Source organism: Thalassobacter sp. HA4-2 (genome assembly GCF_055693705.1).
Genome location: NZ_JBVFUK010000001.1, coordinates 1,081,292 through 1,104,820, shown reverse-complemented (window position 1 = coordinate 1,104,820; position 23,529 = coordinate 1,081,292). Strand labels below are relative to the sequence as shown.

General features: G+C 65.8%; 22 protein-coding genes and 2 pseudogenes. 13 read left to right on the top strand and 11 right to left on the bottom strand.

The window, feature by feature from the left end; all coding sequences use genetic code 11:
* Positions 1 to 137: 137 nt before the first annotated feature.
* Both ACZ1G0_RS05630 and ACZ1G0_RS05625 read right to left on the bottom strand, forming a co-directional pair.
* Positions 138 to 956: an N-acyl homoserine lactonase family protein gene (locus ACZ1G0_RS05630; RefSeq protein WP_472736050.1), complete on the bottom strand. Its 819-nt coding sequence runs from the start codon at positions 954 to 956 to the stop codon at positions 138 to 140.
* Complete coding sequence (locus ACZ1G0_RS05625) at positions 953 to 1,243, bottom strand: putative quinol monooxygenase (protein ID WP_472736049.1); 291 nt, start codon at positions 1,241 to 1,243, stop codon at positions 953 to 955. The genes ACZ1G0_RS05630 and ACZ1G0_RS05625 overlap by 4 nt, the downstream gene beginning before the upstream one ends.
* A 63-nt stretch (positions 1,244 to 1,306) precedes the next feature.
* On the opposite strand from ACZ1G0_RS05625, the gene ACZ1G0_RS05620 reads away from it, so the two are divergent.
* From ACZ1G0_RS05620 to ACZ1G0_RS05605, 4 genes are all read left to right on the top strand, one after another.
* Positions 1,307 to 2,380: an isocitrate/isopropylmalate dehydrogenase family protein gene (locus ACZ1G0_RS05620; RefSeq protein ID WP_472736048.1), complete on the top strand. Its 1,074-nt coding sequence runs from the start codon at positions 1,307 to 1,309 to the stop codon at positions 2,378 to 2,380.
* Complete coding sequence (locus ACZ1G0_RS05615) at positions 2,377 to 3,396, top strand: Gfo/Idh/MocA family protein (RefSeq protein ID WP_472736047.1); 1,020 nt, start codon at positions 2,377 to 2,379, stop codon at positions 3,394 to 3,396. Before ACZ1G0_RS05620 ends, ACZ1G0_RS05615 begins: the two co-directional genes overlap by 4 nt.
* Positions 3,393 to 4,049, top strand: coding sequence for a GntR family transcriptional regulator (locus ACZ1G0_RS05610; protein WP_472736046.1), 657 nt, complete (start codon positions 3,393 to 3,395; stop codon positions 4,047 to 4,049). The genes ACZ1G0_RS05615 and ACZ1G0_RS05610 overlap by 4 nt, the downstream gene beginning before the upstream one ends.
* A gap of 113 nt (positions 4,050 to 4,162) precedes the next feature.
* Complete coding sequence (locus ACZ1G0_RS05605) at positions 4,163 to 4,483, top strand: hypothetical protein (RefSeq protein WP_472736045.1); 321 nt, start codon at positions 4,163 to 4,165, stop codon at positions 4,481 to 4,483.
* A 76-nt stretch (positions 4,484 to 4,559) separates the two neighbouring features.
* Here the strand turns inward: ACZ1G0_RS05605 and rpe are convergent.
* Positions 4,560 to 5,265, bottom strand: a pseudogene (gene rpe, locus ACZ1G0_RS05600) (ribulose-phosphate 3-epimerase).
* 95 nt (positions 5,266 to 5,360) lie between these two features.
* Positions 5,361 to 5,840 (bottom strand): hypothetical protein, encoded by a 480-nt coding sequence (locus tag ACZ1G0_RS05595; protein ID WP_472736044.1) that lies wholly within the window; start codon positions 5,838 to 5,840, stop codon positions 5,361 to 5,363.
* A gap of 614 nt (positions 5,841 to 6,454) precedes the next feature.
* Between ACZ1G0_RS05595 and deoC the strand changes: the two genes are divergently transcribed.
* Both deoC and ACZ1G0_RS05585 read left to right on the top strand, forming a co-directional pair.
* Positions 6,455 to 7,462, top strand: a complete 1,008-nt coding sequence (gene deoC / locus ACZ1G0_RS05590; RefSeq protein ID WP_472737771.1) for a deoxyribose-phosphate aldolase — start codon at positions 6,455 to 6,457, stop codon at positions 7,460 to 7,462.
* Between the two features lie 5 nt (positions 7,463 to 7,467).
* Positions 7,468 to 9,785 (top strand): annotated as a pseudogene (locus ACZ1G0_RS05585) (aldehyde dehydrogenase family protein).
* A 22-nt stretch (positions 9,786 to 9,807) separates the two neighbouring features.
* Here ACZ1G0_RS05585 and ACZ1G0_RS05580 read toward each other — a convergent pair.
* Positions 9,808 to 10,068, bottom strand: coding sequence for a hypothetical protein (locus ACZ1G0_RS05580; protein ID WP_472736043.1), 261 nt, complete (start codon positions 10,066 to 10,068; stop codon positions 9,808 to 9,810).
* Positions 10,069 to 10,270: 202 nt separating this feature from the next.
* On the opposite strand from ACZ1G0_RS05580, the gene ACZ1G0_RS05575 reads away from it, so the two are divergent.
* Entirely contained in the window at positions 10,271 to 11,737 is a 1,467-nt protein-coding gene (locus ACZ1G0_RS05575; protein ID WP_472736042.1) for an ABC transporter substrate-binding protein, read from the top strand.
* A 238-nt stretch (positions 11,738 to 11,975) separates the two neighbouring features.
* On the opposite strand, the gene moaA is transcribed toward ACZ1G0_RS05575, so the two are convergent.
* A complete protein-coding gene (gene moaA / locus ACZ1G0_RS05570; RefSeq protein WP_472736041.1) occupies positions 11,976 to 12,986 on the bottom strand; it encodes a GTP 3',8-cyclase MoaA in 1,011 nt (336 codons plus the stop codon).
* A 64-nt stretch (positions 12,987 to 13,050) separates the two neighbouring features.
* Here moaA and ACZ1G0_RS05565 point away from each other — a divergent pair, with 64 nt between their 5' ends.
* The 3 genes from ACZ1G0_RS05565 (at position 13,051) to ACZ1G0_RS05555 (ending at position 17,182) form a co-directional block, all read left to right on the top strand.
* Positions 13,051 to 13,503: a D-galactarate dehydratase gene (locus ACZ1G0_RS05565; protein WP_472736040.1), complete on the top strand. Its 453-nt coding sequence runs from the start codon at positions 13,051 to 13,053 to the stop codon at positions 13,501 to 13,503.
* Positions 13,500 to 15,107, top strand: coding sequence for an AMP-binding protein (locus ACZ1G0_RS05560; RefSeq protein WP_472736039.1), 1,608 nt, complete (start codon positions 13,500 to 13,502; stop codon positions 15,105 to 15,107). Before ACZ1G0_RS05565 ends, ACZ1G0_RS05560 begins: the two co-directional genes overlap by 4 nt.
* A 161-nt stretch (positions 15,108 to 15,268) precedes the next feature.
* Positions 15,269 to 17,182: a cation:proton antiporter domain-containing protein gene (locus ACZ1G0_RS05555; protein ID WP_472736038.1), complete on the top strand. Its 1,914-nt coding sequence runs from the start codon at positions 15,269 to 15,271 to the stop codon at positions 17,180 to 17,182.
* Here ACZ1G0_RS05555 and ACZ1G0_RS05550 read toward each other — a convergent pair.
* From ACZ1G0_RS05550 to ribB, 4 genes are all read right to left on the bottom strand, one after another.
* Complete coding sequence (locus tag ACZ1G0_RS05550; protein ID WP_472736037.1) at positions 17,151 to 17,465, bottom strand: hypothetical protein; 315 nt, start codon at positions 17,463 to 17,465, stop codon at positions 17,151 to 17,153. The genes ACZ1G0_RS05555 and ACZ1G0_RS05550 overlap by 32 nt on opposite strands.
* 224 nt (positions 17,466 to 17,689) lie before the next feature.
* On the bottom strand, positions 17,690 to 18,166 hold the full coding sequence (nusB, locus tag ACZ1G0_RS05545; protein ID WP_472736036.1) for a transcription antitermination factor NusB: 477 nt from the start codon (positions 18,164 to 18,166) through the stop codon (positions 17,690 to 17,692).
* A gap of 8 nt (positions 18,167 to 18,174) precedes the next feature.
* Positions 18,175 to 18,696, bottom strand: coding sequence for a 6,7-dimethyl-8-ribityllumazine synthase (locus ACZ1G0_RS05540; protein WP_472736035.1), 522 nt, complete (start codon positions 18,694 to 18,696; stop codon positions 18,175 to 18,177).
* A 3-nt stretch (positions 18,697 to 18,699) separates the two neighbouring features.
* Entirely contained in the window at positions 18,700 to 19,821 is a 1,122-nt protein-coding gene (gene ribB / locus ACZ1G0_RS05535; RefSeq protein ID WP_472736034.1) for a 3,4-dihydroxy-2-butanone-4-phosphate synthase, read from the bottom strand.
* A 184-nt stretch (positions 19,822 to 20,005) separates the two neighbouring features.
* Here ribB and ACZ1G0_RS05530 point away from each other — a divergent pair, with 184 nt between their 5' ends.
* Positions 20,006 to 21,142, top strand: a complete 1,137-nt coding sequence (locus tag ACZ1G0_RS05530) for a lytic murein transglycosylase (RefSeq protein WP_472736033.1) — start codon at positions 20,006 to 20,008, stop codon at positions 21,140 to 21,142.
* 118 nt (positions 21,143 to 21,260) lie between these two features.
* A complete protein-coding gene (locus tag ACZ1G0_RS05525; protein WP_472736032.1) occupies positions 21,261 to 21,398 on the top strand; it encodes a hypothetical protein in 138 nt (45 codons plus the stop codon).
* A gap of 21 nt (positions 21,399 to 21,419) precedes the next feature.
* Here the strand turns inward: ACZ1G0_RS05525 and ACZ1G0_RS05520 are convergent, their stop codons facing one another.
* The gene (locus ACZ1G0_RS05520) at positions 21,420 to 22,019 is read right to left on the bottom strand and encodes a riboflavin synthase (RefSeq protein ID WP_472736031.1); all 600 of its coding nucleotides are present in this window, start codon (positions 22,017 to 22,019) and stop codon (positions 21,420 to 21,422) included.
* A 114-nt stretch (positions 22,020 to 22,133) separates the two neighbouring features.
* Here ACZ1G0_RS05520 and ACZ1G0_RS05515 point away from each other — a divergent pair, with 114 nt between their 5' ends.
* Positions 22,134 to 23,411 carry a capsule biosynthesis protein gene (locus tag ACZ1G0_RS05515; protein ID WP_472736030.1) on the top strand — a complete coding sequence of 426 codons (1,278 nt, stop codon included), beginning with the start codon at positions 22,134 to 22,136 and terminating at the stop codon, positions 23,409 to 23,411.
* The last annotated feature ends 118 nt before the right edge of the window (positions 23,412 to 23,529 follow it).

Sequence of the window (23,529 nt, the reverse complement as noted above, 5' to 3'; positions counted from 1 at the left end):
TGCGCCCAAGAGTGCAAGTAGAACCTTCCCCCGCTGAAACGTTAACGCTAACGCTCGGGTTGTGTCCAGCGCATAGCGGGTATTCCTACGCAGTAATACGGAGGCGGTTTTGCGCCCCTCTGCGCGACCCGTGCGAATCATCCTGCGGTCGGGTCCCGCTCCGGCCCTTGATCCAGTCGCCAGATATCAGGCCCCACCTGCGGGAAAACCGCGCGCACGATCGGATCATGTCCCGGCACGATCAGGCGCGGGGCACTGGCAAGACGGTGCAGGGTGGCAAAGCCGTCCAGCATGTCCTGCAGGTCCACCACGATTGGAAACGGTTTTTGCGCCACGAAGTTCTCGTAATAATGCGCGGCATCACTGGCCAGACACAGCCACCCGGCACGGGTGCGCACCCGCACCGCCTGCAGGCCCCGACTGTGCCCGCCGACCAGATGGACGGTGACACCATCGGCCACCTGCCCTTCGCCCTCGTAGAACCGCACCCGGCCCGAGAACAGCCGTTGCACCGCCTCGCACACATGATCCGCCGTGAACGGCATGGCCAGCGTGTCGTGGCACATGCAGGGCCCCGTGGCGAAGGCCATTTCGGCGGCTTGCAGGTGGATCGTGGCATTGGGAAACAGGTGCAGCCCGCCTGCGTGGTCATAATGCAGATGGGTGACGATGACTTGCGTGATGTCCTCGGCCCGTAGGCCCAAGGGGGCCAGGGCCGCGCGCGGATCCGTGGCGATGGGGCGATTGCGGCGCTGCCCCTCGGGCGCGTCATACCCGGTGTCCACAAGGATCACCGCGTCGCCCCGGCGCAGCACCCAAAGATAGTAGTCCATGGCATGGGGCGCGTCGTGGTTGTCGTCAAAGATGAAACTGTCGGCCCGGGTCCGCGCGTTCCGTTCGGCGTATTTGACGGCCAGAACCTCCCACGGGCCTGCGTCTGCGTCCGCGCGGCTCACGGCCAGACCGTGCTGTAGGTCCGCACGTCCTTGGCCGCGATCATGTCGCCGCCCTTGGCGTTCATGGCCGCATAGTGCGGCATCTGCTGGTGCGCCGCAAAGGCGGCTGCGTCGTCATACAGCTCGTACAGGAACAAATGATCGGGCCGCGCGGGGTCGGTGCACACGTCGAACCGCTGGCACCCCGGTTCGTCCCGCACGGACGCGGCTGCGTTTTCCTGCATCAACGCCAGAAAGGCGTCCCCCATGCCCGGCTTGGTCTCGAAGCTTACCACCACTGCAAACATTATCGTGTTTCCTTACGCATCATTTAATGTATACACTAATGCATACACAACCGGAGCCTGTCCATGACCCATTCCTTCAACATCGCCGTTTTCGAGGGCGACGGCATCGGCCCAGAGATCATGGCCCCCACCGTGGACCTGTTGCAAGGGTTGGCGCAGGCGGGCGGCTACGCCCTGTCCTTCACCCCCTGCCCCGCCGGGGCGGCCCATTATGCCAAGACCGGCGACAGCCTGCCCGCAGCATCCATGGACATCGCGCGCCGCGCCGACGCCATTTTGCTGTCGGCCATGGGCCTGCCGAACGTACGCTACAAGGACGGCACCGAAATCAGCCCCCAGATTGACCTGCGCAAGGCGCTGGACCTGTTCGCGGGCGTTCGGCCCGTGCGCATCCTGCCGGGCATGCGCACCCCGCTAAAGCTAGAGGGCGGGCAGAGCGTCGATTTCGTCCTGATCCGCGAATCCACCGAAGGATTGTTCCACACCCAGGGCACCGGCCTTGTGACCGAGGACTACGCCGAAGAAACCCTGCGCATCACCCGCCCCACCTGCGAAAAGCTGTTCAAGTTCACCTTCGATCTGGCCGAACGCCGCCGCGCCGCAGGCCACCCGGGGCGCGTGACCAGCGTGGACAAGGCCAACGTCTTTCGCGCCTTCGCCTATTGGCGGGACCTGTTCTATGCCGAGGCCGGTAAGCGGTCCCTTACGGCCGATCACGCCTACGTGGACGCCACCGCCCTGTGGATGGTGGAACGCCCATGGATCTTTGACGTCATGGTCACGGAAAACATGTTCGGCGATATCCTGTCGGATCTGGGCGCGGGGCTGATGGGGGGCCTGGGCCTTGCCCCGTCGGCGGATATCGGGACGGATCACGCGGTGTTCCAGCCCTGCCACGGCTCGGCCCCCGACATCGCGGGTCAGGGCGTGGCCAACCCCTTTGCCATGATCCTGTCGGCGGGCATGATGCTGGACTGGTTGGGGGACCGCCACGGGGTCGACCAGATGTGCGCCGATGCCAAACGTCTGCAAGCTGCCGTGGACAGTGTCGTGGCCAGCGGTCAGGGCACCACCCGCGATCTTGGCGGGACAGCCGGCACAGTGCAGGCCGCCGCCGCCGTGGGGGCCCTGCTGTGACCCTGCGCGTGGCCGCCCTCGGAGCAGGCTACTTCGCCCAATTCCACCTAGAGGCGTGGGGCCGCATCCCCGGGGCAGAGCTGGTGGCCGTGGCCGACCAAAACCCGGTCGCCGCCGCCCGCGCCTGTGGGCCCGGCGTGGCCCCCTATACCGACCTGTCGGCCATGCTGACGGCGCAGACCCCGGATATCGTGGACATCATCACCCCGCCCCCCAGCCACGCCCGGGCCATCGCATCGGCCCTTGCGGCCAAGCCCAGGCTGATCATCTGCCAAAAACCCTTCGCCTCGTCGCTGGAGGAAGCAGAGCAGCTGACCGCAATCGCCGAGGCCGCAGGCGTCCCCCTGATCATCCACGAAAACTTCCGGTTCCAGCCGTGGTTCCGCGCCATAAAGGCCCAGATCGACGGCCGCCACTTGGGCGACGTCCTGAACCTGACCTTCCGCCTGCGCACGGGCGATGGGCAGGGCGCGGACGCCTACCTCGCCCGCCAGCCCTATTTCCAGACCATGCCGCGCCTGCTGATCCACGAGACCGGGGTGCACTACCTTGACACCTTCCGCTACCTGCTGGGCGCGCCATCGGGGCTTTATGCGGACCTGCGCCGCCTGAACCCGGTGATCGCGGGCGAGGATGCGGGCCATGTGATCCTCGATTTCCCCACGGGGACGCGCGCCCTGTTCGACGGGAACCGCCTTCTGGACCACGACACCGACAGCCCCCGCCGCACCTTTGGTGAGGCGCTGGTCGAGGGCACCCGAGCCACCCTGACCCTGACCGGCTGTGGCACCGTCACCCGCCGCGCCCACGGCAGCCGCGGGGCGGAGGTGGTCTTTGCGCCCCGGGACGACATGGGCTTTGCGGGCGATTGTGTGCACGCCCTGCAATCCCACGCAGTGGCCGCACTGACCACGGGCGCGCCACTGGAAAACACCGCCCGGGACTATCTGGCCGTCCGCCGGATGGAGGCCGCCGCCTACGACAGCGCCGCAACCGGTGCACGGATCGCCCTATGACCGGCCAGACCGACCGCGCCCTGTCGATCCTGCGCGAGTTGATCTTTGCAGGCGACCTGCCCCCGGGCAGCGACCATACCGAGGTCGAGATGGCACAGCGGCTGGCCATGTCTCGCACGCCTGTGCGCGAAGCGTCCCTGCAACTGGCCGCCCGGGGGTTGGTCGAGATCCGCCCCCGCAAGGGCTTTCGCGTCACCGCCCTGTCCGCCGCGGACATGGCCCACATCTACGAAGTGCTGGGCGCGCTTGAGGCCACAAGTGCCGCCAGCGCCGCCGCCCGCAAACCAGACAGCGCCGCGCTCGCCCCCATGGCCGCTGCCATCGACGCCATGGATGCCGCCCTCAAGGCCTGCGACCGCGAGGCCTGGGCCGAAGCCGACGACGCCTTTCACGCCGCCCTTGTGACCCTGGGCGGCAACCCCTACATCGCGGAAATCGTCGCCGCCCACGCAGACAAGGTCCGCCGCGCCCGGCGCATGACCTTGCACCTACGCCCCGCGCCGACCGCCTCCAACGCCGACCATTTCGAGGTGCTGCAGGCGATTGCCGCTGGCGACCCCGACACCGCCTACCACGCCCACGCCCGCCACCGCCGGGCCGCGCGCGACATGCTGGTCGGCCTGATGGAGCGCCACAGCCTCAAGGGCCTATGACGCAAGGGCCTGTAACGCAAGGGCCTCTGATTTTCCTAAAAACCGCGCATTTACATCACGTTAGGCCGTGACACCTATCCCATCCCCGGGGGCGTTGAACCGGGATTCGGGATATGGATCAAGACAGCGCTGTGATTGAAATTATTGAGACCCTGCACAAAGACCCCGATGCCTATCGGACCATGGTGCGGCTTTTGGTGGTCGAGGCGGCGCAGGCCGTCTCGGTCGTTCAGGCCCTGACGACAGCGGCCGAAGCGATCGAGCGCAATGTCGCCGACAATGGCCGCGCCACCCACGAGGCGAACATGGCCCGCCGCCTCGCCATTCTTGTGCAGGCGGACATCGACAAACTGGGCGACCGGGGCAATCCTGTCCCCACGGGGACAGACCTGCTGGCCTATTGGCGGGCGGAGGATGATTACTTCCTGCGCTAACCGCGCCTTTGGGCTGTAACGGCATTGGGGGGAACGCGCAGGGCGCGTGGGGTCACGGGCCGCGGTAGGGCGGGATTTATCCCGCCGCCCCCTCGACTGCCCCCTCGGCCGCTTCGCGGATGGCGCGGATGTTCGCGCCATAGGGTGCGGGATCGGACACGGACCCGCCCTTGAACACCGCCGATCCGGCCACCAGCACGTCTCGCCCCCGCCGCCGCCATCAGGGGCGCGGTTTCGGGGGTGATGCCGCCGTCGATCTCGATATGGATGGGGCGGTCGCCAATCAGGCTGCGCAGCTGGCGCACCTTTTCGACTTGGGAATGGATGAACTTCTGCCCGCCAAAGCCGGGGTTCACGGTCATCACACAGACCAGATCCACCATGTCCAGCAGGTACTCCACCGCGCTGGCCGGGGTCGCGGGGTTCAGGGCCACGCCCGCCTTGGCCCCCGCGCCCCGGATGGCCTGCAAGGTGCGGTGGATATGGGGGCCGGCCTCCACATGGGCGGTGATCACATCTGCCCCCGCCTTGGCAAAGGCCTCGATATAGGGGTCCACGGGGGCGATCATCAGGTGCACATCCATCACCGTCTTGATATGGGGCCGGATCGCGGCACAGGTTGCGGGGCCAAAGGTGATGTTGGGGACAAAGTGTCCGTCCATCACATCCACATGGACCCAATCGGCCCCCTGGGCCTCGATCGCCTGACACTCCGCCCCGAAATTGGCGAAATCCGCAGACAGGATAGAGGGGGCGATTTTGAGGGAGCGGTCAAAGGTCATGGCGTAGGGGTCCTTTCAGTTGCGCACCCCCTACCCCGGTCCGCCCTTTCGTGCAACGGGCCAAGACCGCGCCACACAACTGGGCCACGCTCCGATCAGGGGGCCCCGCGTGCCAGCAGGGCTGCGCGCACCGCCTCGAACCACGGCACGAAGGGGGCCAGCCGCGCGTCCCGCGCCGCCCATGTCGCACCGTGCCCGGTGATACGGGTCACGATCTGTGGCGTGGCTCCAAGGCGGTCTTCGCGCAAGGCGACCTGCGGTTCGGCCCAGCCCTTGGCCCCCACCCGCGCCAGCACCAGTTGCAACCGGCGCGCAAGGATCAGGACCACGCACAGACCGATGGCATCGGGGTCGGCACCGGGCGCATGGGCGGCCAGCAGATGGACGCTCGCGGCCGCGTCCAGGGGCCAGTAGTCGTCGGCCACCAGCCACGCCAGATCCTCGAACCCGCCGCGCTTGCCGAACACCTCCCAGTCGTACCACAGGATCGAGCCGTCCGCCTGCACCGCCGCATTGCCGCAGCGCGCGTCCCAGCGGGTGAACCGATCCACGGGCGCGACCAGCCAGTCCGCCATGTGGCCCGCGTCCACCACCGGGGGGCAATGCCCAGCGAATGGGACAGGAACACGGGCCGCGCCACGAAATCCTCGCGCCACGCCTGACCCGCCCCCAAGGTGGGCAACTTGGCCATCAGGGCACGGTCGCCCTCGACCCGGGCGCGGATGTCGCACAGGCTGGCCACGGCCCCCACACAAAGGTCCGCACAAAGGTCTGCACGCTGGTCCGTCTTTTCCGCCTGCACCAGCCGGTAAGACAGCCGATCCCGTCCCGCATCGGCGCTGAACATCACCCCGTCCGCATAGGCGTAGTGTTGTGGCACCGGCGCGCCCAGACGGTTCAGCGCCGTCAAAAACGCCGCCTCGTGTTCAGCGCGCGCGGGACTGACGCGGCGGGTGACGATGACGCTGCGCCCATCCTCCAGATGCACGCGCAGGCTTTGGCGATCCCGGCCCCCGGGGGCGCTGATCTGGGCCACGGCGCTGCCCATCACGGACAGGGTCAACTGTTTCAGCGCGCCGGTGGTCAGGCCGGTTTGGGACATCGGGAGCCTCACGTCAGGGTTGGACTTTGGTTGCATGTCCGACCGCCCCGTGCAACGGATTTGGGGCACAAAGACGGAGTTCGCCCCATGGACGCCACCCAAACCACCACCGCGACGCAGACCACCGCCACCCCCGGCCTGCCCCAAGTCAGCCTGCCCCGAAACGACGGCATGGCGCTGGATCTGGACTGGGTGGCCGCGGTACAGGCCAACACCTCCGCGATCGAGCGGCGCTGCGCCACCCTGCCCGGACGGCGGTCCGTCAAGGGACAGGCACAGGCTGCGTGGCTGGCCCACGCGATCACTTGCATCGATCTGACCACCCTGTCGGGCGACGACACCGAGGCCCGGGTGCGCCGGTTGTGCGCCAAGGCCCGCACCCCTGTGCGCGCAGACATCCTGCGCGCCCTTGGCCTGCCGGACCTGACCACGGGCGCTGTCTGTGTCTACCATGACATGGTGCCCGCCGCCGTGGACGCGCTGTCCGGCACCGGCATTCCGGTGGCGGCTGTGTCCACGGGCTTTCCCGCCGGGCTGTCGCCCCTGCACCTGCGGATCAGGGAAATCGAGGAAAGCGTGGCCGCCGGAGCCACGGAAATCGACATCGTGATCAGCCGCCGCCACGCCCTGCGGGGGGATTGGACGGCCCTTTACGACGAGATGACCCAGATGCGCGCGGCCTGCGGCGCGGCCCACGTCAAGGCGATCCTGGCCACCGGGGAACTGGGCACCCTGCGCAACGTCGCCCGCGCGTCGCTGGTGTGCATGATGGCCGGGGCCGATTTCATCAAGACCAGCACCGGCAAGGAACCCGTCAACGCCACCCTGCCCGTGACCCTGACCATGGTGCGCGCGATCCGCGCCTACCACGCCCGCACGGGCCACATGGTCGGCTACAAACCCGCAGGCGGGATCAGCAAGGCCAAGGACGCCCTTGTCTACATGGCCCTGTTGAAGGACGAGTTGGGCGACCGCTGGCTGCAGCCGGACCTGTTCCGCTTCGGCGCCTCCAGCCTGCTCAATGACATAGAGCGGCAGTTGGAACACCACGTCACGGGCCGCTATTCCGCCAGTCACCGCCACCCGATGGGATAAACCAGATGACCGTCAAAGACTATTTCGACAGCCTCGACTATGCCCCCGCCCCCGAAAGCCGGGCCGAGGTGGACGCCTGGCTGGACCGCCACGACCGCACCTTCGGGCATTTCATCGGGGGGGCCTTTGTCCCCACGGGGACGGGGACCGTCACGCGCTTCGACAGCTGCAACCCCGCCACGGGCGAGGTGCTGGCGACCCTGACCCAAGGCAGCGCGGCGGATGTGGACACCGCCGTGGCCGCCGCCCGCCGGGCCCAAAAGGGCTGGGCAAGGAGGGGGGCCATAGCCGTGCCCGGGTGCTCTATGCGCTGGCCCGTCAGGTGCAAAAACATGCCCGCGCCCTGGCGGTGCTGGAAACCCTCGACAACGGCAAACCGATCCGAGAGTCGCGCGACATCGACGTGCCCCTCGTCGCCCGCCACTTTTACCACCACGCCGGTCTGGCGCAGTTGATGGGCACGGAGATGCCCGGCGCGGGCCCCGTGGGCGTCTGCGCGCAGGTGATCCCTTGGAACTTCCCCCTGCTGATGCTGGCCTGGAAAATCGCGCCTGCGCTGGCCGCTGGCAACACCGTGGTGCTGAAACCTGCGGAATACACCTCTCTTTCGGCCATGATGTTTGCGGAACTGGCCCTCGCGGCGGGCGTGCCCAAGGGCGTGATCAACATCATCACCGGGGACGGGGACACGGGCGCGGCCCTTGTCGCGCACCCGGGCGTGGACAAGGTCGCCTTCACCGGATCCACCGATGTGGGCCGCGCGATCCGGCGCGCCACTGCCGGACAAGGCAAGGCCCTGACGCTGGAGCTGGGCGGCAAATCCCCCTACATCATCTTTGACGACGCCGACATCGACTCCGCCATCGAAGGGCTGGTGGACGCGATCTGGTTCAACCAAGGGCAGGTCTGTTGTGCAGGCGCGCGCCTTCTGGTGCACGAGGCTGTGGCCGAGGACGTCCACGCCCGCCTGCGCGCGCGGATGGATGGGCTGCGCATGGGCGACCCCTTGGACAAATGCATCGACATGGGGGCCATCGTGGACCCGGTGCAGCTGGACCGGATCAAGACGCTGGTGGGCGAAACCAACGGCGAGGTTTACCACGCCCCCTGCGCTGTCCCCGAAGGGGGCTGTTTCTATCCCCCCACCCTGATCACCGGGCTGGGCACCGCCGACCCCCTGATGCAGGAAGAGATCTTTGGCCCCGTCCTCGTCACCCTGACCTTCCGCACCCCGGCCGAGGCTGTGGCCCTTGCCAACAACACCCGCTACGGGCTGGCGGCCAGCGTCTGGACCGAAAACGTGAACCTCGCCCTTGATATCGCGCCCAAGCTGGAGGCGGGCGTGATCTGGGTCAACGGCACCAACATGTTCGACGCCGCCGCCCCCTTTGGCGGCATGAAGGAAAGCGGGTTTGGCCGCGAAGGCGGGTGGGAGGGCCTGCGCGCCTACACCCGCACCGCCCCGGGCAAGGCGGTCAGCGCGGTCAAGACCTACAGCGGCACGGCAGAGGCCACGGGGATCGACCGCACGCCCAAGCTTTACATCGGGGGCAAACAGACCCGCCCCGACAGCGGCTACACCCGACAGGTGTTCGGCCCCAAGGGTTATGTCGGGGACATGGCCGAGGGCAGCCGCAAGGACATCCGCAACGCCGTGGAGGCCGCGCACAAGGCCGCCAGCTGGGCCAAGGCCCCCGGCCACCTGCGCGCGCAAATCCTGTATTACCTGGCCGAAAACATGGCCCAAAGCGCCATTGCCGACAGCGTGCGGGCGCAGACCGGCAAGGACGGGGATCTGGACGCGGCCTTGGACACATTGTTCACCTGGGCCGCCTGGGCCGACAAACACGATGGCCGCGCCGTGGGCGTGCCCTTGCGCGGGGTGGCCCTGGCCATGCCTGTCCCCGTGGGGACGCTCGGCGTCTTTTGCGCCGAGGATCGCCCGCTGGTTGCCCTGTGTGCGGTGATCGGAGCCTCCATGGCCATGGGCAACCGCCTGATCGCCGTGATGCCACAAAGCGCGCCGCTGCTGATCGCGCCCCTGACCCAGCTGCTGGACACCTCGGATGTGCCCGGCGGGGTGGTGAACCTGATCACCGGGGACCACGCCACGCTGGCCCCACAGATGGCGGGCCACATGGATGTGGATGCGGTCTGGTCGTTCTCCAGCGCCGATCTCGACGCGGTGATCGAGGCGGAGGCCGCCCACAACCTGAAACGCACATGGGTGAACGGGGGCCGCCAGACCGACTGGACCGACACCGCGCGCCTGCGGGCCGAGGCCACCGAAACCCGCACGATCTGGGTGCCCTACGGGGAATAGCGACCGCCGGGTACGAGACGGATCAGGCCCGCAACCGGTCCTGATGCTGGGGAACGGTCATGGCGGCATCCCCCGGCGTCGGCGCATCCGTGCCTGCCATACTCCGGTGGACCATGCTTTCGGTCACCATTTGGGCAAAAATGATCTGCTCATCTTGCGCCATCGGGCGGGCGGGTGCCTCGGGCAGCACCGCCGGCAACATGATCCCCATAACGACCTGCGCCAGCTTTTCCCTAAGCTCTGTTGACCGCATGTCCTGTCCTTCCTTGTCTTCCACTTCCACACCCGGGCGCGGTATCCCTTTGTGTACCGCCTGGGATGATCCGCGATTTAGGGCGGCCAACTGCGGCGTCCAGTCGCAGTGTAAACTTTTTTGACGTAACTCTTGATTTACAAGCACGCGCAACAGGTGGGCCCCGCAATGCCCTTGGCAAAAGGCCAGCCCCCCGCCATAGTCCCGGGTACAGACCAACCGGAGGCCCTCCATGCTCAACCGTCTTCCCCTCGCCGCGGCCCTTCTGGCCACCAGCACCCTCGGCGCCCTCGCCGCCCAGGACAGCATCACCATCGGGATGCAGCTGGAACCGCCGAACCTTGACCCCACGGGCGGGGCGGCGGCGGCCATCGACGAGGTCACCTATGCCAATATCTTCGAAGGGCTGACGCAGTTCGCGTCCGATGGGTCCATCGTGCCCGCCTTGGCCACCGATTGGACCGTCAGCGAAGACGGACTGACATGGACCTTCACCTTGCGCGATGGGGTCACGTTCCATGACGGCACCGCCATGGACAGTGCCGATGTGGCCTTCAGCCTGAACCGCGCCCGCGCCGAGGACAGCACCAACGCCCAAAAAGCCCTCTTTGCCGATATCACGGACGTGGCCACGCCGGACGCGGGCACGGTCGTGCTGACCCTTGGCCAGCCCAACGGCAACCTCGCCTTCAACCTGGCATGGGGCGATGCGGTGATCGTGGCCGAGGAAAGTGCCGCCACCAACGCGACCGTCCCCGTGGGGACAGGTCCCTTCCGGTTCAGCGACTGGGTACAGGGCGACCGGGTCGAACTGGTGCGCAACGACGCCTATTGGGGCGAGGCCCCGGCGCTGGCCAGTGCGACGTTCAAATTCATCTCGGACCCCAACGCCGCCTTCGCCGCCATGATGGCCGGGGACGTGGACGCGTTTCCGGTGTTCCCCGCCCCCGAAACCCTGGCCAATTTCGAGGCCGACCCAAGGTTCACCGTCATCGTCGGCAGCACCGAGGGCGAGACGATCCTGTCCACAAACAACCAGACAATCACGGATGTCCGCGTGCGTAAGGCCATCGCCCACGCCATCGACCGCCAGGCGATCATCGACGGAGCCATGTTCGGCTACGGCACGCCCATCGGCACCCACTTTGCCCCTCACAACCCCGACTACGTGGACCTGACGGCAAACTCCGCCCACGACCCGGATCTGGCGCGCCAACTGCTGGCCGAGGCAGGGGCCGAGAACCTGACCCTGCGCCTGATGCTGCCACCCCCCAGCTACGCCCGGCGCGGCGGCGAGATCATCGCCAGCCAGCTGCGCGCCGTGGGGATCGAGACCGAGATCACCAACCTCGAATGGGCCGGCTGGCTGGAACAGGTGTTTCGGGGCAAGGATTTCGACCTGACCATCGTCAGCCACACCGAACCCGCCGACATCAACATCTACGCCCGGCCCGACTACTACTTTCAGTACGACAACCCGGCGTTCCAGACCCTGATGGAAGAGCTGACAGCCACCGCAAACCCCGAACAGCGCAGCGCCCTGTTGCGCCAGGCCCAGGAAACCATCGCGAACGACTACGTTAACGGCTACCTGTTCCAACTGGCCAAGACCGGGGTGGCCAATGCCAAGATCGAAGGGTTGTGGGAAAACGCCCCCACACAGGCCATTGACCTGACAGACGTACGCTGGACGGACTAGAACACGGGGTGAGTGTGTCCCCCCATCGAGGGGGGCACACCCTCATTGGAGGCTCTGCCTCCAAACCTCCGGGGTACTTTTAACCCAATGAAGGAATAAGCCTGTGCTTCATTGGGTTCCAAATACCCAAGTGCGACCACTCAACATGCACAATCCATGACGCAGTGGCCGACCCATCCACGGGCACCAGACAAAACATAGCGTCGCGCGGCACGCGCGTCCTTTAGGTCAGGCCGCGTCAACCCCCGGTGTGGGACATGTGGCGCGAGACCTGGCCGTCGGCTTGCTGGCGCGAATAGTCGAAGTCGTGGCCCTTGGGCTTGCGCATGATCGCCTCCCGGATCGCCTGTTCCAGCGCCGCGTCCCCTTCGCTGCCCCGCAAGGGCGCGCGCAGGTCGGCCATGTCCTCTTGGCCAAGGCACATATACAACTCTCCGGTGCAGGTCAGGCGCACGCGGTTGCAGCTTTCGCAGAAATTGTGGGTCAGGGGTGTGATGAAGCCGATCTTCTGGCCCGTCTCCTCGACCTGAACATAGCGCGCGGGGCCGCCCGTCCGCTCAGACAGGTCAGTCAGGGTGTAGCGGGTGCGCAGGGCCGCGCGCAGGTCCTTCAGGGACCAGTACTGGCCCACCCGGTCCTCGTTGCCCAGGTCCCCCATGGGCATGACCTCGATCCACGTCATGTCCATGTCGTCCCGTGCGCACCATTCGGCCAGGGTGAACAGCTCGTCCTCGTTGAACCCCTTCAGGGCCACGGCGTTGATCTTGACCCGCAGGCCCGCCGCCCGCGCCGCCTCGATCCCCCGCAGGACCTGGGGCAGCCGACCCCAGCGTGTGACACGGGCGAACTTGGCCTCGTCCAACGTATCCAGCGACACGTTCACCCGCCGCACACCGGCGGCATAGAGGTCCTTGGCAAACTTCTCCAGCTGGCTGCCGTTGGTGGTCAGGGTCAGCTCCTGCAGCGCACCGCTGTCCAGATGCCGGGTCATGCTGTTGAAAAAGGTCATGATCCCCTTGCGCACCAGCGGCTCTCCGCCGGTGATGCGCAGCTTTTGGACCCCCATGCGGATGAAGGTCGAACACATGCGGTCCAACTCCTCCAGGGTCAGCAGTTCCTTTTTCGGCAGGAACGTCATGTTCTCGGACATGCAGTAAACACAGCGGAAATCGCAGCGGTCGGTCACCGACACCCGCAGGTAGGAAATCGCGCGCTGGAACGGATCAATCAGGGGGGCTGTTTGGGTCATGGCCTAGAAGTAAAGGCCGCGCTAAGGTCCCGCAAGTCCAACCCGTCGTCGGAGGTCAACAACCATGCGCGCACCCCTTGCCTGCCTCATTTTGTCCAGCTTTGCCCTGTCCGCCTGCGGGCAATTGCCCCATTTTGACCGGGGGGCGCCGGCCCCCGTGGTCCCTCAGGCCCCGACCGAAGTGACGGTGGCGGAGGAGACTGACTCGCACACCCCAGACGACGTAGAGCCGTCCGTAACCATAGCCGAGACAACAGAACCAACAGAGCGGACGCTGGGCAAAACCATCGTCACCCTGGGCGACCCCACGGATCCGGGGCTTTGGATCAAGACGCCGCTGGTGGCGACCCAGACGCCCGGGCGGGTGATCACGGACACCGGCGTCACCCTCGCCCTGACCCTGCGCCCCTTGGCCGAGGGCAGCACCGGCGGCACGCAAATCTCTCTGGCCGCACTGCAGGAACTCAGCCTGCCGATCACCGGCCTGACCGAAGTCACCCTCGTCGCACTGCCATGACCCGGTCGCCCAATCCACGCGCCATCCCGGCCCTACGCCCTTGGGACGATCTGCGCGCGGGCCACCGCTGGCACATCCCCGAGCATTTCAACATCGCCCAGGCCTGCTGCGACATCTGGGCCAGGGCGCAACCGGACCGCATCGCCGTCATCGACCGCACCACGGGCCGCGACTGGACCTACGGCGCCCTGCGCGATGCCTCGGACCGGCTGGCGGGGGCCTGGGCTGCGCGTGGTGTGCAACAGGGCGACCGCATCGGCATCCTGCTGCCCCAAGGGGCGGCGACCCTGATCGCCCACTTTGCCGCCTACAAGCTGGGCGCCATCGCCCTGCCCCTGTTCACCCTGTTCGGTGCAGACGCCCTGGCCTACCGCCTGACCGACAGCGGGGCGGCGGTGGTGATCACCGACGACGCCAATCTGGACAAGGTGCGCGCGCTGGACCTGCCCGCCCTGCACACCCTTGTGACCACGGGCACCGGCCCTGCCCTGCGCCTGGACGACCTACTGACCCATGCGCCCCTGCCCGCCCCCGTGGACACACGGGCCGAGGATCCGGGCGTGATGATCTACACCTCCGGCACCACGGGCGACCCCAAAGGCGTGCTTCACGCCCACCGCTTTTTGCTGGGCCACCTGCCTTGCGTCGAAACCACCCTGGAGGGGATGCCGCAACCGGGCGACGTGGGCTGGACCCCGGCGGATTGGGCGTGGATCGGCGGGTTGATGGATCTGGCCCTGCCGTGCCTCTATCACGGGGTGCCGCTGGTGGCGGACCGGATGCGCAAATTTGACGCCGCCGCCGCGTGGGACCTGATCGCCCAGCACGGCGTCACGATCGCCTTTCTGCCCCCCACGGCCCTGAAACTGATGTCCAAGGTCCCCGTACCCGACACCGTCCGCCTGCGCGCCGTCAATTCCGGGGGCGAGGCCCTCGGCCCCGACCTGCTGGCCTGGGGGCACGACACCCTGGGGGCCGCGATCAACGAGCTTTACGGCCAGACCGAATGCAACCTTGTGGTCGCCACCTGCGCCAGCGCCATGGATGCGCGCCCGGGGTCCATGGGCCGCGCGGTCCCGGGCTATGACGTGACCATCCGCGACGACGCCGGCGCGCCCGTCCCCACGGGGACACGGGGCGAGATCTGCGTACGCTTGCCCAACCCCAACGCCTTTCTGCGCTATTGGAACAAGCCCGAACAGACGGCGGCCAAGGTCCGCGACGGCTGGCTGCGCACGGGGGATCTGGGGGTGATGGAGGGCGACGGCACGATCACCTTCGCCGCCCGCGACGACGATGTGATCACTTCGTCCGGCTACCGCATCGGCCCCTCGGAGATTGAGACCTGCCTGATCACCCACCCGGATGTGATCCAGGCCGCCGTGGTCGGCCTGCCCGACCCGGCCCGGACGGAAAGTGTCACCGCCTTTGTCGTCACCACCCGCGAGGTGCCCGAGGCCGAGTTGATCACACTGGTCCGCGCCCGCCTGTCCCCGCATCTGGCCCCGCGTCGGGTGATCATGCTGGACGCGCTGCCGATGACCACCACGGGCAAGGTGCAACGACGGGTCCTGCGTGACACCTACGCCGGGCTGTACCGCTAGAGGTTCGGGGGATGCGCCGGCGCCCGCAGCAGATCCAAACTGGCGTTCACCTCACCCACGCCCTGCGTCATTGGGTCCCAAATACCCAATCCCGACGCCGCGATTGGCCGCGCCCCCCAACTGCGGTTGTGCCCCCCTGCCCCCGCCCTTAATCTGCCACCATGGAATCCTTCCTTCTAAACGCTGTCCTCTACCTCGGCGCCGCAGTGATCGCCGTGCCCCTGTCTGTGCGGTTGGGCTTCGGTTCCGTGCTGGGCTACCTGATCGCAGGCATCTTCATCGGCCCCGTGCTGGGGCTGGTGGGGGCGGAAACCCAAGACCTGCAACACTTCGCGGAATTCGGCGTGGTGATGATGCTGTTCCTCATCGGGCTAGAGTTGGACCCCCGCGCCCTGTGGTCCATGCGGGCCAAGCTGTTGGGACTGGGCGGTCTGCAGATCGTCCTGACCATGGGGGCCGTGACCGCCCTGTCCATCGCGATGGCCCTGCCGTGGCAGACCAGCGTCGCGGTGGGCATGATCTTTGCCCTGTCGTCCACGGCGATCGTGTTGCAGACATTGCAGGAAAAGGGGCTGATGCAGGTCGCCGGTGGGCGGTCCAGCTTTACAGTGCTGTTGGCCCAAGACATCGCCGTGATCCCAATGCTGGCGGTGATCCCCCTTTTGATCCTGCCGGACCTGCACAACGATGCGGTCGGTCATGGCGCGGGTCATGGGGCGGATCACGGGGCGGGTCATGGGGCGGGTCATGGAGCAGACCACGGCGACACCATGGCCGTCAGCCACTTCATCGACAGCCTGCCCGCATGGGGTGTCACCGCCGTCACCCTGGGCGCCGTCATCGCCGTGGTGCTGGGCGGCCATTACCTGACCCGGCCCATCTTTCGCTACATCCACATGGCGGGCCTGCGTGAAATGTACACCGCCGTGGCCTTGCTGTTTGTTGTGGGCGTGGCCGCCTTGATGACCGTTGTGGGCCTGTCCCCCGCCTTGGGGACGTTCTTGGCGGGCGTGGTACTGGCCAACTCGGAGTTCCGGCACGAGCTTGAAGCCGACATCGAACCCTTCAAGGGCCTGCTTTTGGGGCTCTTCTTCATCACCGTGGGGGCGGGGATCAACTTTGGCACGCTGGCCGCGATGCCCCTTTTGATCCTCGCGCTGACCCTTGGCATGATGGCCTTGAAGGGGATCATCCTGTTCGCTTTGGCCCTCGCCTTCCGCCTGCCCCGCCGCGACCGGTTGTTGTTCACCCTGTCTCTGGCCCAAGCCGGGGAGTTCGGCTTTGTCCTGACCGCCTTTTCCGTGCAGCAGAACGTGATGGCATCGGCCCTGTCGGAAATCCTGCTGCTGTCCATTGCGCTGTCCATGCTGCTGACGCCGCTGCTGTTCATCCTCTATGACAGGATCCAGCACCGCCTGACCGACACGTCCGAGGCCACGCCCCACGATCAGATCGACGAAGACAAGCCTGTGATCATTGCGGGCATCGGCCGCTTTGGCCAAGTCGTGAACCGGATGCAGCAGATGGCCGACATCCCCACGGTGGTTCTGGACAACGACCTGCCCACGATCCAGCTGATGCGCCGGTTCGGGTTCAAGGGCTACTTTGGCGACCCCACCCGGCCAGAGCTGCTCCACGCCGCAGGCCTCGATCACGCGCGGGTGCTGGTGGTGGCCATGGACGACCGCAAGGCCTGTGTGCAACTGGTCAAATACGCCCGCCGCCACCGCCCCGATCTGCACATAATCGCCCGGGCCTATGACCGGACCCATGTCTATGAACTCTACGCCGCAGGGGCCAGCGACATCGTGCGTGAAATGTTCGACAGCAGCTTGCGCGCCGGGCGTTATGTCTTGGAAAACATGGGGTTTTCCGAATACGAAGCCGCAGAGGCGGAGGCGCAGTTCTACAAACTCGACCGCCACGCCCTGCGCGAATTGGCCCAGCTTTGGGATCCGGATATCCCGATCTCACAAAACGAGGCCTACGTTGCCCGGGCCCGGGACCTGAACAAGGATCTTGAGACAGCCCTTGTGCGACGCTTCAACGACGGCGGGAAGGATCCTGCGCCCTAATCGGGATCAGGCGCCCGGTCGCAGGTAGATCATCGCCCTTGCCGCCCGACGGCGGATCCTCGCGCTTGGCCAGCCCCATGATGGCGACGCCCATTTGCACGGATCCAAAGGTGATCACGAACAGGACCGTCATGACGGTCAGCGCCACAAATCCATCCGCAGACCCCATGACCAGCCCGCGCAGTCCCACTACGTCAAACCACAACAGCAAGCCCACAAAGACCAGCGCCGCCAAGGCCCCAAAGGCTGCGTGTTTCAACAAAAACGAAATGTGCTTGGGCATCAGAACTCTCCTTCACCCCACAACCTAGGCCTCTTTGACCGGAATCCCAACGGCCTTGGCCAAAACAGGCACAGAGGGCGGGACCACGCCAACAGCATCCGGGCCTGCGCCCGTGCTGTGCAAAGCCGCCGATCCCCCCATCTTCATTGGGTCAAAAATACTCCCGGGGGTCTGGGGGCAGCGCCCCCAGTCGGGCGACGGACCGCAGGTCCGGCGCAAACCCTTCAGAACTTTTCCGGCTGCGCCGCGCGCGCCATGTGATCCAGCACGGCGTTCACGAACTTCGGCTCCCGCCCGTCGGGAAAGAAGGCCCGGGCCACGTCCACGAACTCGACGATCACCACTTTGGGGGGCGTATTGCCTGCCACCAATTCGGCCCCCGCCGCCCGGAACAGGGCGCGCAGGGTAGGGTCGATCCGGTCGATGGGCCATTTGGCCACCAGCGCTCGGTCGGTCATCTGGTCGATCTTGGATTGATGGTCCACCGCACCTTCCAGCAGGGTCTTGAACAGGTCCGGGTCGCCCTCGGCCATCTCGCCGATGTCGTAGTCGGTGCCGAACCTGTGGTCCTCAAACTCCACGCGCACCTTGTCCACGGTCTGGCTGGACTGTTCCATCTGGAACAGGGCCTGCACCGCGAACAGGCGGGCGGCGGATTTCATCTGGCGCTTCTGGGCGCGTTTGTCGGTCTGGTCGGTCATGAGGGCTTTCAGGCGATATCGAAGGAACCGGCGGGCTTGAAGCCGACGCCGCGCGCGGGCTTACCAAACCGGCGCGAAAGCGCAAGCAGATGCAGGGCCGCCGCAGCCGCCCCCGCGCCCTTGTTCATGCGCGCAGGGTCAGCGCGTTCCTCGGCTTGCTCCATGTTTTCGCAGGTCAGGATGGCGTTGCCGATGCAGGCCCCCGACAGGCCCAGCATGGTCAGGCCCCGGTTGCTTTCCTCGCACACGGTCTCGTAATGGGTCGTCCCGCCCCGCACCACACAGCCCAAGGCGACATAGGCGTCATAGTTGGACTGGCGGTGGGCGATGCCGATGGCCGTGGGGATTTCCAGCGCGCCGGGCACGTCCACAACCTCGAACGCAGCGCCCGAGGCCTCCAGCTCGGCAGTGGCCCCGGCCAGCAGCCCCTCGGCCACGCCCGCGTAATAGGGCGCCTGCACGATCAGGACCTTGACGGGTGTGTCAAATTCCGCGCGCGGCAGGATGTTGTGTTCTACGCTGGATGCCATGATCTACTCCTGTGGGATGGGGCGGGTGCCGGTGATGGCCAGGCCGTAGGCCTCCAGGCCCACCACCTTGGGCGTGCCGGAGTTCGTGACCAACTCCATCTGGCCGATGCCAAGGGCCGCCAAAATCTGCGCCCCCAGCCCGTATTGCCGCAGCTTCTGAGGGCTGGCCTTGCCCTCCGTGTCCAGCTTCATGGCCGTGTCGCGCAGCAACACAACCACGCCGCGCCCGGCCTCGGCAATCACCCGCATCGCCCCGGGCAGGTCCGAGGGGCCTACGCCCAGCACGTCCTCCATGGGGTTGAGCGCATGCATCCGCACCAGAACCGGGTCGCCATTGGCAATGTCGCCCTTGGACAGGACCACATGTTCCGCGCCTTCCGTTTCATCGGTGAACACGCGCATGTCCCAAGTCCCGCCATGTGCGCTTTGCACTGTGCCGCTGTCGGTCATCTTGACCAGATTGTCGTGGCGGCGGCGGTAGCTGATCAGGTCACTGATGGTCCCGATTTTCAGACCGTGGCGTTGGGCGAAGGCGATCAAATCCGGCAGGCGCGCCATGGACCCGTCGTCGTTCATGATCTCGCAGATCACCCCCGAGGGGTTCAGCCCCGCGAGGCGGCTGATATCCGTGGCGGCCTCGGTATGGCCTGCGCGCACCAGCACGCCACCATCGCGGGCGCGCAAAGGAAAGACATGGCCCGGCGTGGCGATATCCGCCGCGCCCTTTGCCGCATCAATGGCCACGGCCACGGTGCGGGCACGGTCATGGGCGCTGATCCCGGTGGTTACGCCCTCGCGCGCCTCGATGGAGACGGTGAAGGCGGTTTCGTGACGGCTGGAGTTCTGGGTGGCCATCAGTTGCAGGCCCAAGGCCTCAATACGGTCCGAGGGCAGGGTCAGGCAGATCAGCCCGCGCCCGTGGGTGGCCATGAAGTTGATCGCATCCGGGGTGGCCATCTGCGCGGGGATCACCAGATCGCCTTCGTTCTCGCGGTCCTCGTGGTCCACCAGAATGAACATCCGCCCGTTGCGCGCGTCCTCGATGATCTCTTCGATGGGCGAGATCACGTCCGAGTTGGCAGCCTCGACGGGTCCGGGGGCTTCAAAGGGCAATGCGTCGTTCATGGCGTGTCCTATCCGTGTCGCCCGCGACATAGCCCCTTTGGAGGGACTTGGCCAGTGCACACGAGGGTCTGAGCAGGCGCACAGTTTCATCGCACGCCGGAGTACACATGAACCAATTGCCCCTTGGCAGCACCCGCGCCCCGTGATGAGGTGGGATAAATCCCACCCTACAGGGCGCTTTGTTATGATTTCTCGACGTTTGTTCACCCTTGGGCTGTCAGCCCTGTCCGTGTCGGCCTGTGGCGGAGCCGTGGCACCCGTTGTCGCACCCTCGCGCGGTCTACCGCCGGACCTGCGGCCCACCCCGAATGCGTCCTATGACGCATGGGTTACGGCGTTCCGCGGGCGGGCTCAGGGGCGCGGGATCACTGTGGCCACTTTGGATCAAGCCTTTGCAAACGCCGGATATTTACCCGGCGTCGTAGACCGCGACCGCAACCAGACAGAGTTCAAACGCACCCTGGAGGACTACCTGTCCATTGCCGCCAGCGATGAACGGGTGCGGCTGGGGCGCGCGGCCTTTGCCCGGCACCGGGGCACCCTGCGCGCGCTGGAGGCGGCTTACGGCGTGGACGCCCACATCCTGTGCGCGGTCTGGGGGCTAGAGAGTTTCTACGGCACCCGCACCGGCGAAATCCCCGTAATATCAGCTACTTCAACCCTCGCATGGGAGGGTCGCCGCGCCCGCCTTTTCGAAGCACAGTTGATGGATGCCCTGCGCATCGTTCAGGCCGGTGACATACCTGCGCGCCAGATGGTCGGCAGTTGGGCCGGGGCCATGGGCCACACGCAGCTGATGCCCTCGGTCTTTACCACCTATGCCGTTGATTTCAACGAAGATGGCCGCCGGAACATCTGGGGCGACGATCCCGGTGATGCGCTGGCCAGCACCGCCAATTACCTTGCCAAACGGGGCTGGGTAGCTGGCCTGAAATGGGGCGCCGAAGATGGCCCCCGCGCCCCCGCTGGCGACCTCATCGAACCGCAGGTGGGCGGGCCAAAGTTTCGCGTCACACGCAACTTTACCGTCATAAAAAGGTACAATCCTTCAACAGCTTACGCGATTGGCGTTGGTCATTTGGCCGACCGGATCGCCGGTGGGGGCCCTTTGCGTGGCTCCTTTCCACCGGACGAATTCGGGTTGTTGAAATCGGACCGAATGGCCCTGCAACGGGGCCTGACCCGCGCGGGCTTCGACGCAGGTGACGCTGACGGGATCATTGGTAAGCAGACAATTGCGGCCGTAGAGGAGTTCCAGCGCGCACGCGGTTTGCCCGTCACAGGACGCCCGTCGCGCAACCTGTTGGCTTTGCTGAGTTAAACTTGGACTCCGCGCGCGAAGGCTGCGAAAAATAACCCGATAAACGGCCCTATTGTTGTCACTTTCTTCACTTACGAAAGCTAGCAGTTGAACAACGAAAGGAAGTCAAATGTGTTTCTTGGCTGAACAAGCAGGCCCCCTGATCAACAGCGGCACGCTGATGGCCGCCTCCATTCCCTTGTTGGTGGCCGCCGCTCTGAGCGCTATCAAGACAGACGCCGCCGAACAGACGGCACCGGACGCCGAAATCGCGTGATTTCAGAAGGTGAGAGGCGGGTTAGCTCGCCTCGGCCAGCCGCGCGACATAACGGGCCAAGGTGTCGATCTCCAGGTTCACAGGGTCGCCAACCGCCGATTGGCCCCAAGTCGTGACCTCTTTGGTGTGGGGGATCAGGTTCACGCCGAATTGCGTGCCCGACACCTCGTTCACCGTCAGGGAGGTTCCGTTGAGGGCCACCGACCCCTTGGGCGCAATGAACCGCGCCAAACCCGCGGGCGCATCAAAGACATAGCGGGTGCTGTCGCCCTCGTCGCGCATCTCGATGATCTGCGCCACGCCGTCCACGTGTCCTGACACGATATGCCCGCCCAACTCGTCCCCGACTTTCAACGCCCGTTCCAAATTGATACGCCGCCCTTCGGCCCACGTGGAAATGGCGGTCTTGGCGACACTTTCGGCGGAGATATCCACATCAAACCAATGGCCGTCGCTATCCGTGCCCCGATCAACCACCGTCAGGCAGCAGCCGTCGCAGGCGATGGATGCGCCCAGATCAATGCCCGCCGCATCGTAGGTTGTGCCAATCCGCGCGCGCAGGTCGCCGCGATGTTCGAGGGCGCGAATGTGGCCCATATCTGTAATGATTCCGGTAAACATACCCCGGGCTAGCCTTTACCGTTTGTCAAAACAAGGGTGCCACAATGCTGCCACAGTTCTGCCTTGCCTGCGCCATGGGATTGAACGACTGTGATCGGGTAAACGAGTGTTGATATGTCCAAACGTACCTTTTTGTTCCTGCAAGGCCCCCACGGCCCCTTCTTTCATCGCCTTGGCCGCATGTTGCGGGCCGCTGGCGCGGAGGTGTGGCGCGTCGGGTTCAACCAAGGGGACAGTGCGTTTTGGCACCACCGCGCCAGCTACATTCCCTTTACCGGCACGCCCAAAGACTGGCCCGAGACCTTTGCGCGTCTGGTTGACGACAAGGGCGCGACCGACATCGTTCTGTATGGCGACACACGGCCCATTCATGCGCAAGCTGTTGAAATCGCGCGGGAACGGGGTCTTACCGTCCATGTATTTGAGGAAGGCTATCTGCGCCCCTATTGGGTCACCTACGAACGCGGTGGGGCCAACGGCCATTCGCGCCTGATGCACACAGATGTGCCCGCCATGCGCCGCGCGTTGGAGGGGATGGAGAGCGATCAACCCCACGCGCCCGCCCTTTGGGGCGACATGCGCCAACACATCTTCTACGGCGCGCTTTACCACTTTTTCGTGATGTGCATGAACCTGCGCTATCGCAACTTCCGTCCCCACAGGGACAGGACGGTCGCTGGCGAATTCCTGCTCTATTTGCGTCGCTTGATCATGATGCCCTTCACCGCGCTGGAACGCCGTGTAGCGCAGCTGCGGATCACCCACGGTGGCTTCCCCTATCATCTGGTGCTGATGCAGCTGGAACATGACGCGAGTTTCCAGAAACACTCGCCCTTTTCGTCCATGACCGAGTTCTTGGAGCTTGTGGTCAAGGGGTTTGCCGAGGGCGCGCCCAGTCACCACCACCTCGTGCTCAAGGCGCACCCGCTGGAAGATGGCCGCGCCCCCGTGCGCGCCACACTGCGCCGTTTGATCCGCGACCATGGCGTGAAGGGCCGTGTGCATTACGTGCGCGGCGGCAAGCTTGCTCGGCTGCTCAATGACGCGCGCTCTGCGATCACCGTCAATTCTACCGCTGCGCAGCAGGCCCTGTGGCGTGGGCTACCCCTGCGCGCCTTCGGCTCGGCGGTCTATAACAAGCCCGAATTTGTCACGACCCAGCCCCTGCCCGAGTTCTTTGCCACCCCGCGCCGCCCCGACGCCGCCGCCTACCGCGACTACCGGGCTTACCTGCTGGAGACGTCGCAGATCACCGGGGGATTCTATTCGTCACGCGGGCGCAGGCAGTTGTTGCGACAGGTCGTCGATATGATGCTGGCCGACCTTGACCCCTACGATGCCTTGGACCAAGGCACCCCGGCACCACGGCACAGTTTGCGGGTGGTGGAATAACGCACACTAAACCTAGGGGGTACATGAAGATTGATCCGCAACCCTCTAGAAATAAATGAAAAGCTGGCAAAATACCGCAAAAGACGGTAGTCTGGCAAAAAACAATAAGGCAGTTGAG